The 15,268-nt window shown below is 58.3% G+C and carries 13 protein-coding genes; 1 reads left to right on the top strand and 12 read right to left on the bottom strand.

Annotated features, from left to right (window positions below; all coding sequences use genetic code 11):
• The 6 genes from GHO41_RS11020 to GHO41_RS10995 all read right to left on the bottom strand — a co-directional run.
• On the bottom strand, positions 1–788 hold a 788-nt coding region (locus GHO41_RS11020), incomplete at its 3' end, for a hypothetical protein (RefSeq protein WP_218580252.1).
• Between the two features lie 59 nt (positions 789–847).
• Complete coding sequence (locus tag GHO41_RS11015) at positions 848–3,613, bottom strand: TonB-dependent receptor (RefSeq protein ID WP_153433558.1); 2,766 nt, start codon at positions 3,611–3,613, stop codon at positions 848–850.
• A 120-nt stretch (positions 3,614–3,733) separates the two neighbouring features.
• The gene (locus GHO41_RS11010; RefSeq protein ID WP_153390799.1) at positions 3,734–4,414 is read right to left on the bottom strand and encodes a class II aldolase/adducin family protein; all 681 of its coding nucleotides are present in this window, start codon (positions 4,412–4,414) and stop codon (positions 3,734–3,736) included.
• Between the two features lie 281 nt (positions 4,415–4,695).
• Positions 4,696–5,676 carry a FecR family protein gene (locus GHO41_RS11005; RefSeq protein ID WP_162208458.1) on the bottom strand — a complete coding sequence of 327 codons (981 nt, stop codon included), beginning with the start codon at positions 5,674–5,676 and terminating at the stop codon, positions 4,696–4,698.
• Between the two features lie 68 nt (positions 5,677–5,744).
• Positions 5,745–6,245 (bottom strand): RNA polymerase sigma factor, encoded by a 501-nt coding sequence (locus tag GHO41_RS11000; RefSeq protein ID WP_053225304.1) that lies wholly within the window; start codon positions 6,243–6,245, stop codon positions 5,745–5,747.
• A 168-nt stretch (positions 6,246–6,413) separates the two neighbouring features.
• Entirely contained in the window at positions 6,414–6,779 is a 366-nt protein-coding gene (locus tag GHO41_RS10995; protein WP_153433557.1) for a hypothetical protein, read from the bottom strand.
• 221 nt (positions 6,780–7,000) lie between these two features.
• Between GHO41_RS10995 and GHO41_RS10990 the strand changes: the two genes are divergently transcribed.
• Positions 7,001–7,912: a bifunctional GNAT family N-acetyltransferase/nucleoside diphosphate kinase regulator gene (locus GHO41_RS10990; protein ID WP_153433556.1), complete on the top strand. Its 912-nt coding sequence runs from the start codon at positions 7,001–7,003 to the stop codon at positions 7,910–7,912.
• Between the two features lie 143 nt (positions 7,913–8,055).
• Here GHO41_RS10990 and glmS read toward each other — a convergent pair whose 3' ends face one another.
• From glmS to atpG, 6 genes are all read right to left on the bottom strand, one after another.
• On the bottom strand, positions 8,056–9,891 hold the full coding sequence (glmS, locus tag GHO41_RS10985; RefSeq protein ID WP_153433555.1) for a glutamine--fructose-6-phosphate transaminase (isomerizing): 1,836 nt from the start codon (positions 9,889–9,891) through the stop codon (positions 8,056–8,058).
• A gap of 9 nt (positions 9,892–9,900) precedes the next feature.
• Positions 9,901–10,668 (bottom strand): DeoR/GlpR family DNA-binding transcription regulator, encoded by a 768-nt coding sequence (locus GHO41_RS10980; RefSeq protein ID WP_153328710.1) that lies wholly within the window; start codon positions 10,666–10,668, stop codon positions 9,901–9,903.
• 348 nt (positions 10,669–11,016) lie between these two features.
• Positions 11,017–12,384 carry a bifunctional UDP-N-acetylglucosamine diphosphorylase/glucosamine-1-phosphate N-acetyltransferase GlmU gene (gene glmU, locus GHO41_RS10975; RefSeq protein WP_153390802.1) on the bottom strand — a complete coding sequence of 456 codons (1,368 nt, stop codon included), beginning with the start codon at positions 12,382–12,384 and terminating at the stop codon, positions 11,017–11,019.
• A 112-nt stretch (positions 12,385–12,496) separates the two neighbouring features.
• Entirely contained in the window at positions 12,497–12,916 is a 420-nt protein-coding gene (locus GHO41_RS10970) for a F0F1 ATP synthase subunit epsilon (RefSeq protein ID WP_371928897.1), read from the bottom strand.
• A gap of 53 nt (positions 12,917–12,969) precedes the next feature.
• Positions 12,970–14,346, bottom strand: a complete 1,377-nt coding sequence (gene atpD, locus GHO41_RS10965; protein WP_017135118.1) for a F0F1 ATP synthase subunit beta — start codon at positions 14,344–14,346, stop codon at positions 12,970–12,972.
• A gap of 27 nt (positions 14,347–14,373) precedes the next feature.
• Positions 14,374–15,234, bottom strand: coding sequence for a F0F1 ATP synthase subunit gamma (atpG, locus tag GHO41_RS10960; protein ID WP_048373555.1), 861 nt, complete (start codon positions 15,232–15,234; stop codon positions 14,374–14,376).
• Positions 15,235–15,268: the final 34 nt, after the last annotated feature.

The raw sequence follows: 15,268 nt of genomic DNA, 5'->3' as shown, positions 1-15,268 counted from the left end.
GCGTCGCCGATCAGCACCAGCACGTGATGCGTGTCCGCAGGCAGCCCGGCAGGCAAAACCGCGCCCTCGGCGCTGCTCACAGGCACGGCTGGGGGCACCTCTTCTGGCAATTGCACGGCGTGGTCTACCGCGAAAAAGGCCAGCGGTTTGGCCTGGTGAGCCTCGACAACGTGCGCCAGTGACACGCGCTGTACCCCCAGACTCAGCGGGCCACGGTTGTTCACGTCGTACGCTTCGCTGTCCGGGCCACGAAACACCGGCGCGCCACGGTTTTCTGGGCCATCGACGCCGATGCCGTAGATGTGCAGGTGAACGGCCAGCTCATCGCCGTCGACCTGAATGGTGTGGTAATCGCCTGCGGGCATGTACAGCACATCGCCCGCCACGATCGAGTGCTCGCCGCGCTTGCGCAGTTTGCCTTTGCCCGGCTCCGAGCCATCGTCGATGCGCTCAAACAGCACGTTGTGTTCGTTGCCGGAGACCCCGGCAATCAGCGCCCACGACGGGTGCCGATGCGGTGCATTGCTGGCGCGTGCTTTGCCCACCAGCACGTACAAGGCGTTGCGCCGGTCGGCGTCTTCGCCCAAGCGGTAGAAGCCGCTGGCCAGCTCGCTGCGAAACGGATACTGCTCAGTCGGGAACAATTCGGGCTGTGCGGCGAGATTGCGCAACGCCTCGCGGGCGGCGTCGATCTGCTCAGCGGCGTTGTGCTCGGCGCCCAGGCCTGCGGCCCTTACAGCGTCGAGGGTGTGGCGAACGGCGGTGGCACGTTGATGAATCAAAGACATTACTCAGGCTCCATGCATCACCGTCCGATCTGCTCGGACGGCGCATTGAAAAGGGGGCGTCAGAACTTCACGTTGAGGTTGGCGTAGTAATAAGCGCCTTCGTATCCGCCGGGTGACAGCAGCGAGTAGACGGTCCGGCTGTTGGTGTTCAGCCGCTGTTTGTTGACCTTGTCCGGGAAGCTGTCAAAGATGTTGTTGCCGCCCACATCCACCCGTACGTTCTTGGTCACCTGGTAGCTGACGCTGGCGTCGGTCACCCATTGGGCGCCGAACGTCTGGTCGTATCCGGGGCGTGGCGGCTTCTGCGAATCGGCCGATTTGAACTCGCCAAAACGTGTTTCCGAGATACGCAGGCCCCAGTCGCCGTAGCTGTAATGCGCGGTCAGGTTGAGCTTGGAGCTGGGCGCGGCGTCGGTGATCAAGTACTCCGTCTCGCGGTTGACCAACACCGCGTTGGGGTTGATGGCCAGCAACTGCGAAGGCGTTTGCGGCAGCTTGAGAATCTCGGTGTCGTTCCAGTTGTAACCGCCGCTGAAGGCCAACCGGCCGTATTGCTTGAGGTCGAACACGTAGTTACCCACCACGTCGACGCCCTTGGTCTTGGTGTCCAGGCCGTTGGTGTAGAAGCTCGCCGCGCTCACGTCATAGCCCAGTGGGTTGAGGAAACCGCCCAGGTTGGTCTGGTTCTCGGACAGGGTGACGCGGTCACGCAACTTGATCTGGTAAACATCCACAGTCAGCGATGCATTGGGCAACGGGGTGAACACCGCACCCAAGGAGAAGTTGGTCGACTTCTCGGGCTTGAGGTCCTGGGCGCCAAGCAGACGCGCAACCGGGTGGTCGACCGGGAAGGTACGGCTGTCGTACATCACGCTACCGTTCCAGGTGCTCTGGGTGTAGGAGTGGCCGATCTGCCCAAGGCTGGGGGCACGGAAACCCGTGTTGGCGGTGGCGCGCAACGCAAACATCGGGTTGAACTCATAGCGCGCCGACACCTTGCCGGTGCGGGTCGAACCGAAGTCGGAATATTTTTCGTAGCGCGCCGCTACGCCCATTTGCAGCTTTTCGGTCAGGTTGTTTTCCAGGCTGACATATAGCGCCTTGACGTTGCGGTCGTAGCTGCCGGCATCCCCGGGCTGGTAGCCGGGGAAGCTCTGCGAGCCGACACCCGCCCGCACGTCATAACCCGGCGCCGCAGGGCCAAAGCCTGCATTGGGGTTAGGCCCCGGGTCTACACCAGGACCACGGCGCGGCACGTCGGTGAACTCGTAAGGCCCACGGGCCCACGACTGATACTCACCGGCGTTAACGTCATAGTTTTCCTTGCGCCAGGCCGCCCCCGCAGCGAGGGTCACGGGGAAGTCCGTGAGTGACCATTGCAGATCCTTGACGTAGTCGAGGGTCAGGCTGGTCTGGTCGGAGGTATACCCGCCAGCGTGAAAACGGCGCTGGCTGTCGGGGCCAAATGAAGGGTTGATGGAGTTGTTGAGGATGTATTCGATGTCGCTGCGCCCGTAGCTGGCGGCCAAATCGAACTTGCCGATGTCGTCGTCGCCAAAGCGCGAACCGAAGGTGGCCTCGTAGTCTTCGCTTTTGAGGTCCAGCCACGGCTGGAAGCCTTCCGGGTACACCGACAGCCAGTTACGGCCTTGCTGGTCATACGGGTAGCGATAGGCGTTTTGCGAATGGCTGATGCGGTGCCCGTAAGTGGCGAAGCCATAGAGCTGCACCTGGTCGGTCACACTGCTTTCGGCGTTGAGCGCCAAATTGTAATCATCCAGCGCGGGCGAGCCGGTGGCGTATTCGCGGTTGGCCGTGGCTTCGCGCGGGTCGTTGGCATTCCAGAAGTACACGCTGTCATCGGTCTTGCCGCTGGGGTAGGTGCGCTTCTTGTTGCTCCAGTCGCCGCTCAAGGTGAGGAAACCATCGCCCGGCAAGGTGAAGCCTTTCCAGGTCTCGACGTTTTTGCTGAAGCCATCGCCTTTGGTGAACTTGCCCATCGTCGTGTTGACTTCGCCGCCGCTGTCGCGCTCCTTGAGCACGACGTTGATCACCCCCGCAATCGCGTCCGAACCGTATTGCGCCGACGCACCGTCACGCAGTACTTCGACGCGCTCGATGGCGCTGATCGGGATGGTGTTGAGGTCGGCGGCGTTCGAGCCGCGACCAAAAAACGGTTTGTTGTTCACGAAGGCCGAGACGTGCCGGCGCTTGCCGTTGATCAGCACCAGCGTCTGGTCAGGCGACAACCCGCGCAAGGCGGCAGCCCGGAAGCTCGACAGACCATCCACACCGTTGACCAGCGGGTAGTTGAACGACGGCACCAGCGCTTGCAGGGCTTGGCTCAAGTTGGTGAAGCCGGTCTCCTGAATCGCATTGGCGCTGATGGTGTCGACTGGCGAAGAACTTTGCAGCGCGGTCAGGTCAGTGCGTCGGGTCCCCACCACCACGACCTGATCCAGCTGCGGTGGCACCTGCGCTGCCGAAGGCGCCAGGGCATAAATCACAAAGCTGCCTTGGGCGGTCTGGCGTGCGGCCAGGCCCGAGCCTTCGAGTAACTTGTTCAGCGCTTGCTCCACCGACAGGCTACCCCGCACCGAACGGCCCTGCTTGCCCGCCACCAATGCCTGGGGCGCCAGCACGTTGGTGCCGGTTTGTTCCGCCAGTTGGTTGAGTGCTTGTTGCAGAGGTTGTGCGGGCAGGTCGATGCTCTGCGCCACGGTGACAGCATCACCGGCTTGCGGCGCGGCGTAGGTGACGCTCCCGAACAGAAGACCACCAGACAGAATCGCAGTACTTAACAGCGTTAATTGAGGTTGAAACATTTATGAGCTCCCTGGCCATCATTTGTGGTCCTCGAAACAAATGACGTCCAGGTTTCAAACAGCCTCAGGTTATAAAACAACAATCGATAAGATCATTTTGATCTTTATATATGCCCGTGGTCAGGGCGCTTGCCAACCGCGACGGGCCAACTCGGCAGCGCCTGCGGGCAATGCCTGGGCGCCACCCAGTTGTTCGGCGAGCAGTGCCAGGTGGGCGGCATCTTCCAGGGCGACCAGCAAACGCGCAGCCCCCAACACGCCCTTTTCACTCCAGGCGAACGGGCCGTGGTTGGCGAGCAATACCGCTGGCGCGGAGGTGTCGTCGCGCAGCAAATCGATCACCGGCTGAGAGGCATAACGCGGGCCCCACTCGCTCACCGGGATCTGCTGGTCTTCACGCAGCAGGCCCAACAGACCGGAGCTGTACGGGCGCAACGGGCGGCGGGCAATCGCATGGGCGGTGAGGTACAGCGAGTGGGTGTGGATAACTGACGTGGCCTGTGGACGCTCGCGCAAGATCGCCACGTGCAGCGCTGCGACTTCCTGAAGGTTGGCGGACAACGTGCCTTGGTGCGTGCGCAAATCGAAATCCAGCAGGACCGCCGTGCCCGCGTCAGGGCCAGCCAGAGAAGCAATCAACAGCTTCTCTTGATCCCCCACACGCAAGCTGATATTGCCCGCATGGGTCGGCGAAAGGGTTTGCGTATCGATCAGCAATTGGCGCGCTTGGGCGAAGGCTTGCTCAAATTGTTGCAACGCCAGCAAAGGGTCAGAGACAGGCCGGGATTCTTGAAGGGTCATAGCGGTTCCTGAAGGTTCAGGGGGGTGAAATTACCCCCCTTGATTCAGGGACGTTTAATCAGCGGATTGCCTCAGGTCGGCTGCGCAAACTCTAATCAAACACAAAATAAGCGATTGATTCCTAAACACTGTAGGAGCGAGCTTGTCTCGCGATCTTTTGATCTGGCTTTTGACCTAAGAGCCCCTCTCCCGAAGGAGAGGGAACCGATTGGGGAATGCTGAAGATACTCGCTGGCCTGTTTGCTGCGCGACAGCGCGGCGTCGAAGACGGGCCAGAGCTGTTAACGGGCGCGGATATCCACACTCTGGTCTGGATTGATAACCAGATTCAGCGCAAACAACTCCGGCAGCAAATGCAGCAGCTCATCGGGCTTGGCCAGTGAGAAAGACCCACTAATGCGCAACGCCCCCAGCTTGCTGTCATGAATACGGATACGCCCGCTGCGGTAGCGTTGCAGTTCGGCCACCGCTTCGGCCAGGGTCTCGCCAGAAAACACCAGACGCCCGTCACGCCAGCTCACCGCCTGGGTGGCGTCTACATCGCGGATGCCATCGACAAACAACCCATGCCGCGTGCGCAACTGCTGGCCACGGGTGATTTGCAACGCATCGGCTTCGTGGTCCGGCGTCACCTGAACCCGCCCTTCAAGCACAGTGACCTGGTTACCCTCCTGCCACTGACGCACGTTGAACACCGTGCCGAGCACCCGCACCCGCGTGTCCAAAGACGTGACTTCGAAGGGAATGTTGGCCTGGTGAGTGACTTCGAACAGCGCCTCACCCTGGACCAGTTGCACCTCTCGCGAGCGCAGCCTGCGCACGAAATCCAGATGGGTATTGGTATTGAGCTGCACCCGGCTGCCGTCGCTGAGAGACACCTCACGGTGCTCGCCCAAACCGGTCACGTATTCGCCCTGGGACAACACCGGGTTGACCCACCACAAGGTCAGGCCAACCCCGAGCAGCAGCACCAGCGCACTGCTCCATGTGGGCCAGGCCCAGCCACGACGGGGGTTGCGAACGGCCGGGGCCTGCGCAGCAGACGCCGGGGCCAGGTGGCGCGGGTAGCGCTGGCGCAAACTGTCGAGTGAGGCATCCAGCGCGATAACGGTTTGTCGCTGGGCTTCATAGCAGCGCCGATTGTCGTCACTCACGGCCACCCACTGCTCTAATTCCAGGCGAGCGTCCGCTTCGCGTTGTGGGTCGCCGCAACGGCTGCGCGCCAATAAGCGATTAACGTAATCCGAGTCATTTAAAGGCAAGTTCATCGCCTGATTAGAGTGCTAGCAAAGCAGCAATGAAAGACAAGTAACCCACCTCGGTACGCGCATTAATCCATAAACTCCCGGCAAATTTTTAAACCCAACGCCACATGCTTCTCTACCATGCTGGGCGAAATGCCCATGCTGGCGCCAACCTCGTTATGCGCCAGACCGTGGATGCGCGAGAGGATAAACGCCTCGCGGCAGCGCGCCGGCATGCTATCAATGGCTTTGGACAATAGCTCCACCCGCTCCTGCCCCAAGGCAATGCGCTCCGGGTCGATGTCGTGGGACAGCGCCGGCAACGACTCGGCATCCACCCGCGACTCCAAAGATTCCATAGGCAGGCGCCGACGATGCCGCGCAAGGTCGATTTTCAAATTACGGGCGATTTGCCGAAGCAACCCCGCAGGTGATCGAACCTCTTGCTCAGCGGGCAGCTTAAGCAACCGCTCAACACTGGCCTGCGCAATATCCCCGGCATCCTGGCGAGAGCTGCTGTCACGGTCCATGGATTTATAAAAGTCGGTGTAAATCGGATTTATATTTTTTAAGAGTTTATTGCTCATTAATCACGGCATCGTCAGTGCGATGCGGCTCCTGCTGGAGCAGGCAGAACCGGCCATCGGAAAATGAAAAGTACATATCCGGCGGCCCGGTTTTTATAGCCTAACGAGCATTTTTTTAGATATGAAATAACTGTTTGGCCTAGACGTGTTGATTTAGCTCATAACGCTTCAAGCATGCAGCTCCACGTAGCTCGACTCCCCGCCCCCGGTCGCACCCGATAACCAGCCCCAGACAAATTCCAGTGTGGTGCGCCCGGCGTGATCCACACCGACCGTGCCCCGCGACCAACCGGCCAGCAACTCGCCCTCTGCGGTCAGGCATTGGTACAGCAACTCGATAGTGTCGGGGCCGGTGGCGCGACCGACCAAATGCCCCGTGCGGATATGCCCGCCCTGGTAAGTCCCGGTGATCGCATTGCCATCGACGTGGTAGTGGAACACCGTGCTGGCGTCGGATAACCCGCTGGCGTTACTCGCCACGGCAAACCGGCGATTGTTCATGCGTTGGCTGATGTTTTTAAAGGTGCTGTCCATCGATTTTCGAGCTCCTGATTGCCTGCGATCTGCATAAAGTGGGTCGAAGGGTTTGAACGTAGAGAGTTGGGTAAAACAACCAAAAAACCGTAGCCATCCCTCGAAAAGCGGCTTTGGATTCGGCTTTACAGGCGTCATGCCATAAAATGGCCGGTTGCCGAAGAACCGTCATGACTCTGGCCATGAAGGGCTTCCATCCTTAACAAATAAGTGTGGTCAAGATGAACAAGCCTTTCATTTCGCTGTGCCCTGAAATTACTCGGGCGCACGCGCTGACGTTGATGGATTGGTTGGAGGATGAACGTGTCACCTGCTACCTGAGCGATTCTCGTCATGTTTCGCGCTCCATTGGGCACGCCATTGATCGGACACAACTGCCGATCCTGACTCATCTATTCAACCAGGGCGGCCGGTTCTTCATGGCCTTTGACAGGCATGACGCCCCGGTCGGCTTTGTCCGTCTGATCAAAACCGGCCCGGATTGCGAGATAGTCCTGGTCATCGGAGACAGCGACAAATGGGGCCGCAACCTTGGCGCCCGCACGATCCAGGAAGGCATGAAACTGGCCTTCCTCGACATGCGGGCCAAGAAGCTCATCGCCAAGATCCATCCGGACAACACGCGCTCGCTCAAAGCCTTTGTGCGCAGCGGCTTTGTGCTTGAGAGCGAAACGCCGACATTGAAGTCATTTTCCATGGCGGCGGGACGCTATCTCCAGCTCTTGCGCGAAGGGGCCGTGAGTAACGCCACCAAAATCTTCATTACTGAAATCGACAAGGCCAGGCTCGAACAACTGATCGCACTCGAGACAGGCCCCGCCGTCGTTGAGCTCGAACATGAGCTTGAGCGTGCCATTGTCGTCAAGCCGCAGCAGGTGCCATCCAATGTCGTCACGATGAACTCCAGAGCCTTGCTGCAGTTGGACGACGAAGAGATCGAAGTGGCCTTGGTCTACCCCGAAGACGCCGACAGCAACAGCGGAAAACATTCCGTTTATTCCGACATCGGTGCCGCCATCCTGGGTTATCAGGAAGGGGACGCCATTGACTGGCGAATATCAGACAAGACCCGCCGGATAGAAATCAGGAAAGTGCTTTACCAGCCGGAGGCTGCGGGTCACTTCCACCTTTAATTGGGGCTTTTACTGCGTGTTGATCCATCAGGCGCGAAGGCTTTCGCACGCTTCGTGTCTGGCAGGTTTGTGGAAGTTTCACTGCTCAACATTCAACCCGCTGGGAGCGGGTTGAATGTGTTCACCCAATGCCGTGGAAATACTTATTCCACAGTCACCGATTTAGCCAAGTTGCGCGGCTGGTCCACGTCGGTGCCTTTGAGCACGGCCACGTAGTAAGACAGCAGTTGCAGCGGGATGGTGTAGAGGATCGGCGCCAGCACGTCGTGGATGTGCGGCATGTTGATCACGTGGGTGCCTTCGCCGTTGCTCATGCCGGCTTGTTCGTCGGCAAACACCACCAACTCACCACCACGTGCGCGAACTTCTTGCAGGTTGGATTTCAGTTTTTCCAACAGTTCGTTGTTCGGCGCAACGGTGACCACCGGCATGTCGTTGTCCACCAGTGCCAACGGGCCATGTTTCAGTTCGCCCGCCGGGTACGCTTCAGCGTGGATGTACGAGATTTCTTTGAGCTTGAGCGCGCCTTCCATCGCCACCGGGTACTGCGCCCCACGGCCCAGGAACAGGGTGTGGTGTTTGTCGGCGAACAGTTCAGCGACTTTCTCAACGGTAGCGTCCATCGCCAGGGCTTCACCCAGACGTGTCGGCAGGCGGCGCAGTTCTTCAACCAGTTGCGCTTCAACACCGGCTTCGAGGGTGCCGCGCACTTGGCCCAGGGACAAGGTGAGCAGCAGCAGGCCGACCAATTGAGTGGTAAAGGCTTTGGTCGAGGCCACGCCAATTTCACGACCGGCTTGGGTCAGCAGGGTCAGGTCAGACTCACGAACCAGCGAGCTGATGCCGACGTTGCAAATCGCCAGGCTGCCGAGGAAGCCCAGTTCTTTGGCGTTGCGCAGCGCTGCCAGGGTGTCAGCGGTTTCGCCCGATTGTGAGATCGACACGAACAGGGTGTCTGGCTGTACCACCACTTTGCGGTAGCGGAACTCGCTGGCCACTTCGACCTGGCACGGGATGCCCGCCAGGCTTTCCAGCCAGTAACGGGCAACCATACCGGCGTGGTAGCTGGTACCGCAGGCCACGATCTGGACGTTGCGCACTTTGGCGAACAGTTCTTTGGCGTTTTGGCCAAAGGCCTGAACCAGAACGTGGTCCTGACCCAGACGGTTTTCCAGGGTGCGCTGGACAACGCTTGGCTGCTCGTGAATTTCTTTGAGCATGTAGTGACGGAACTCGCCCTTATCGGCCGCTTCGGCACCGTCGCGGTATTGCACGGTTTCGCGCTGAACGGTCTGGCCGTCCACATCCCAGATTTGCACGCTGTCACGACGGATTTCAGCGATGTCGCCTTCTTCCAGGTACATAAAGCGGTCAGTCACTTGGCGCAGGGCCAATTGGTCGGACGCAAGGAAGTTTTCGCCCAGGCCCAGACCAATCACCAGCGGGCTACCACTGCGGGCAGCCACCAGGCGATCAGGTTGTTTGGCGCTGATAACGGCCAGGCCGTATGCACCGTGCAGCTCTTTAACCGTGGCCTTCAGGGCTTCGGTCAGGTCGGTTTGTTCTTTGAGTTTGTGCTGCAACAGGTGGGCAATGACTTCGGTGTCGGTGTCCGAGGTGAACACGTAACCCAGGCCTTTGAGCTGTTCGCGCAGGGCTTCGTGGTTTTCGATAATGCCGTTGTGCACAACGGCCAGATCCGAGCCCGAAAAATGCGGATGCGCATTGCGCTCGCACGGCGCACCGTGGGTGGCCCAACGGGTGTGAGCGATGCCCAGACGGCCCACCAGCGGTTCACCGGCCAGGGCTTGTTCCAGTTCAGACACCTTACCGTTACGGCGCGTGCGCTCCAGCGTACCGTTGTTGGTAAACACGGCAACACCGGCGCTGTCATAGCCACGGTACTCAAGACGCTTCAGGCCTTCGAGCAGAATGGCCGTGATATTACGTTCGGCGACTGCGCCAACGATTCCACACATAAATTTCTCCTAATCGAGGGCGGCGCATAACAGTGTTATGCCCCGGGCCTGAATCTGTTCGCGTGCCTCTTTTGGCAGGCGATCATCTGTAATAAGGGTATGGACGCTGCCCCAAGGCAGTTCCAGATTGGGTATTTTGCGGCCGATCTTGTCCGACTCGACCATCACAATCACTTCACGCGCGACATCGGCCATGACCCGGCTCAGACCCAACAACTCGTTAAAAGTTGTCGTGCCACGCTGCAAGTCGATCCCGTCAGCACCGATAAACAATTGGTCGAAGTCGTAAGAGCGCAACACCTGCTCCGCCACCTGTCCCTGAAAGGACTCGGAGTGCGGATCCCACGTGCCACCAGTCATCAACAGCACAGGTTCGTGCTCCAGTTCACTGAGCGCGTTGGCCACGTGCAAGGAGTTGGTCATCACCACCAGGCCCGGTTGCAGGCCCAGCTGCGGAATCATCGACGCCGTGGTGCTGCCGCTGTCGATGATGATCCGCGCGTGTTCTTTAATCAGGCCGACGGCCACACGGGCGATGGCTTGCTTATAGAGGGAGACAGGCTGAGGGACGTCATTCACCAGTTCTTGCGGCATGGTGATGGCGCCGCCATAACGACGCAGTAACAAGCCATTACTTTCGAGCGCCGCCAGATCCTTGCGAATCGTGACCTCGGAGGTTTCGAAGCGCTTGGCCAATTCATCCACACTGACTTCGCCCTGCTCGGTGAGCAAGGCCATGATGTTGTGTCTGCGTTGGGGCGTGTTGCGCTTGGACATGTGGGCTCTAAGTTTCGATTCGAAAGATAACGAAAGCAATGAAACCCGATCTCGAAATTCACGTCAAGAATTTGTTGCAGATTATTTTGTGAATAACTCACTTTCGCCCCCACCAGGCGGGGGTTTGGCGGGCAATAAAGAGCAGATAAAACAAAGCCTTATCCACAGGTGATGGATAAGGCTTTGTGTAAGTTATTGATTTAAAACAGTTATACGATGACTTAAATGTGTAACAAAACAACCATTTCGAGCTGTGGATAACTGTTCTGTAGGAGGGGCCGAAGGCTGCGATCTTTCGATTGTTCAAAAGATCGCGAAGCAAGCTCGTTCCTTCAGTGGGAAGTTAACTTACGGCTTCGGTTGTTTCACCGGGCGTTTCCAGCCATCGATATTGCGCTGGCGGGCACGGCCCACAGCCAATTGCTCGGCTTCAACGTTTTGATTGATGGTCGAACCGGCCGCAGTGGTGGCTCCATCAGAGATATCCACAGGCGCTACCAATGAGTTATTGGAACCGATGAACACATCCGCACCCAACACGGTTTTCCACTTGTTGGCACCGTCGTAGTTGCAGGTGATGGTGCCCGCACCGATGTTGGTGCGCGGGCCCACTTCGGCATCGCCCAAATAGGTCAGGTGACCGCACTTGGCTTCTTCACCCAGGTGGGTGTTTTTCAATTCAACAAAGTTACCCACATGGGCGCGGGCATCGAGCACGCTGCCCGGACGCAAGCGTGCGAAAGGACCGGCATCGCTGCCCTCGCCCAGTACCGCGCCATCAAGGTGGCTGTTGGCTTTGACCACCGCACCTTTGCGCAAGGTGCTGTCTTTGATCACGCAGTTCGGACCAATCACCACGTCATCTTCGATCACCACGCGACCTTCAAGAATCACGTTAATGTCGATCAGCACGTCGCGACCGACGGTCACTTCACCGCGCACATCAAAACGGGCCGGGTCACGCAGGGTCACGCCCAATGCCATCAGTCGACGGCCTTCACGCAACTGGTAATGACGTTCCAGCTCGCTGAGCTGTTTACGGTCATTGGCGCCCTGCACTTCCATCGGGTCATGGGCGTGTTCAGTGGCCACGACCAAACCATCGTTAACCGCCATGGCGATCACGTCAGTCAGGTAATACTCGCCCTGGGCATTGTTGTTTGACAAACGGCTCATCCAGTCAGCCAGGCGTGCGGTCGGCAAAGCCAGAATACCGGTGTTGCCTTCGGTGATGGCACGTTGCTCATCGGTGGCATCTTTATGCTCAACGATGGCGCAGACCTTGCCGGTGGTATCACGCACGATACGGCCATAGCCAGTCGGGTCCGCCAGGTTCACGGTCAGCAGGCCCAATTGCTCCGGGTTCACTTGCTTGAGCAGGCGCTGCAAGGTGTCGACTTCGATCAACGGTACATCGCCGTACAGCACCAGCACATTTTCGGCGGTCAAAAATGGCAAGGCTTGCGCCACGGCGTGGCCGGTACCCAGTTGCTTGTCTTGCAGCACAAAGTTCAGGTCATCAGCAGCCAGACGCTCGCGGACCAATTCGGCACCATGGCCGATAACCACGTGAATACCGGTCGGCTTAAGTTGGCGGGCGCTGTGGATAACATGCCCAAGCATGGAGTTGCCGGCCACAGGGTGAAGGACCTTGGGCAGGGACGAACGCATGCGGGTGCCCTGGCCTGCGGCGAGAATAACGATATCGAGAGACATGACTGGCTACCAATCCTGGGTGGTCAGCGAATGCGACCAAAAGTAGTTCGCGGAAATGAAAAAAGGGTAGCCGAGGCTACCCTTTTTAATCAATCACACAATCAGTAACGGCTTAATTGCCGAACTTCTTGCGGATTTGCTGGACGGTGCGCAGCTGAGCTGCAGCCTCGGCCAGACGTGCGGCAGCAGATCCGTAATCGAAATCTGCGCCTTTTTCGTTCAGGGCCTTCTCAGCAGCCTTAACAGCTTCCTGAGCAGAGGCTTCATCCAGGTCGGCAGCACGTTGCACGGTGTCGGCAAGCACCTTGACCATGTTCGGCTGAACCTCGAGGAAACCACCAGAGATGTAAAACACCTCGGCTTCGCCACCCTGTTTGATCAGGCGGATCGGACCTGGGTTCAGACTGGTGATCAGCGGAGCGTGACCCAGAGCGATACCAAGATCACCCAGTGCACCGTGCGCAATCACCATCTCAACCAGACCGGAAAAGATTTCTCCTTCCGCGCTGACGATATCGCAATGGACTGTCATATTAGCCATCTGATTGCCTCAACCTGATTAGCGCCCGTTTCCGGGCGCCCGAATTACAGTTTCTTGGCTTTCTCGATCGCTTCTTCGATGCCGCCAACCATGTAGAACGCTTGTTCTGGCAGGTGGTCGTAGTCACCGTTGAGGATGCCTTTGAAGCCAGCAATGGTGTCTTTCAGGGAAACGTATTTACCCGAAGCACCGGTGAAGACTTCAGCCACGAAGAACGGCTGCGACAAGAAGCGCTGGATCTTACGAGCACGGTTTACCAACTGCTTGTCGGCTTCCGACAGCTCGTCCATACCCAGGATCGCAATGATGTCCTTCAGTTCTTTGTAACGCTGCAGCACGTACTGAACGCCGCGAGCGGTGTCGTAGTGCTCCTGGCCGATCACGTTCGGGTCCAGCTGGCGCGAAGTCGAGTCGAGTGGATCGACCGCTGGGTAGATACCCAGGGAAGCGATGTCACGGGACAGTACGACGGTGGCGTCCAAGTGGGCGAAGGTGGTCGCTGGCGACGGGTCGGTCAAGTCATCCGCAGGTACGTATACCGCTTGGATCGAAGTGATCGAACCTTCCTTGGTCGAAGTGATACGTTCTTGCAGAACGCCCATCTCTTCAGCCAGGGTCGGCTGGTAACCTACTGCCGAAGGCATACGGCCCAGCAGTGCGGATACTTCAGTACCGGCCAGTGTGTAACGGTAGATGTTGTCGACGAACAACAGAACGTCGTTACCTTCGTCACGGAACTTCTCAGCCATGGTCAGGCCAGTCAGTGCTACGCGCAGACGGTTACCCGGCGGCTCGTTCATCTGACCGTAAACCAGCGCTACTTTGTCCAGTACGTTGGAATCCTTCATCTCGTGGTAGAAGTCGTTACCCTCACGAGTACGCTCACCCACACCGGCGAACACGGAATAACCGCTGTGCTCGATGGCGATGTTACGGATCAGTTCCATCATGTTTACGGTTTTGCCTACACCGGCACCACCGAACAGACCTACTTTACCGCCTTTGGCGAACGGGCAAACCAGGTCGATAACCTTGATGCCTGTTTCCAGCAGATCGTTGCCGCCAGCTTGTTCGGCGAACGAAGGTGCTGGACGGTGAATGCCCCAACGCTCTTCGGTGTCGATCGGGCCAGCTTCGTCAATCGGGTTACCCAGTACGTCCATGATCCGGCCCAGGGTCGCTTTACCGACCGGTACGGAGATGGCTGCGCCAGTGTCGACTACGTCCAGACCGCGCTTCAAGCCTTCGGTGGAACCCATCGCAATGGTACGAACTACGCCGTCGCCCAGCTGCTGCTGAACTTCCAGAGTAGTTTCCGCGCCTTGTACTTTCAGCGCGTTGTAGATGCTCGGTACGCTGTCGCGTGGAAATTCCACGTCGATAACGGCGCCGATGATTTGAACGATACGTCCGCTACTCATAGCTGGATCCTCTGAATATTTGAACCGTTAAACCGCGGCAGCGCCGCCGACGATTTCCGAGATCTCTTGGGTGATCGCAGCCTGACGCGCCTTGTTGTAGACCAGCTGCAAATCGCTGATCAGATCACCGGCGTTATCGGTAGCGTTTTTCATCGCGATCATCCGCGCCGCTTGTTCAGCTGCGTTGTTCTCGACCACCGCCTGGTACACCTGCGACTCCACGTAACGCACCATCAAGCCGTCAAGCAGCTCTTTGGCGTCTGGTTCGTAGAGGTAGTCCCAGTGGTGCTTGAGTTCCTGATCCGGGGTCGCCACCAGTGGAATCAATTGCTCCACGGTTGGCTGCTGGGTCATGGTGTTGATGAACTTGTTGGATACCACGGACAGGCGGTCAATCCGGCCTTCCAGGTACGCATCCAGCATCACCTTCACACTGCCGATCAGATCATTGATCGACGGCTCTTCACCCAGGTGGCTGATAGCTGCAACGACGTTACCGCCGAAGTTACGGAAAAAGGCCGCACCCTTGCTACCAACAACACACAGATCAATCTCGACGCCGTTATCGCGGTTTACCGCCATGTCCTTGACCAGGGCCTTGAACAGGTTGGTATTCAAACCACCGCACAAACCACGGTCACTGCTCACAACCACATAACCCACACGCTTAACTGCGCGGTCGATCATGAACGGGTGGCGGTATTCCGGGTTGGCGTTGGCCAAATGCCCAATAACCTGGCGGATGCGCTCCGCATAAGGACGGCTAGCAGCCATGCGCATTTGTGCCTTGCGCATTTTGCTGACCGCCACTTTTTCCATGGCGCTGGTAATTTTTTGCGTGCTTTTGATGCTCGCAATCTTACTGCGAATCTCTTTTGCGCCTGCCATGTAACACCTATCAGGTTAGCAAGCGGGAGCCTTG

This window comes from Pseudomonas sp. FSL R10-0399 (assembly GCF_009600165.1).
Taxonomy (GTDB): Bacteria; Pseudomonadota; Gammaproteobacteria; order Pseudomonadales; family Pseudomonadaceae; genus Aquipseudomonas; species Aquipseudomonas helleri.
This window is presented reverse-complemented; position numbering and strand designations above follow the sequence as displayed.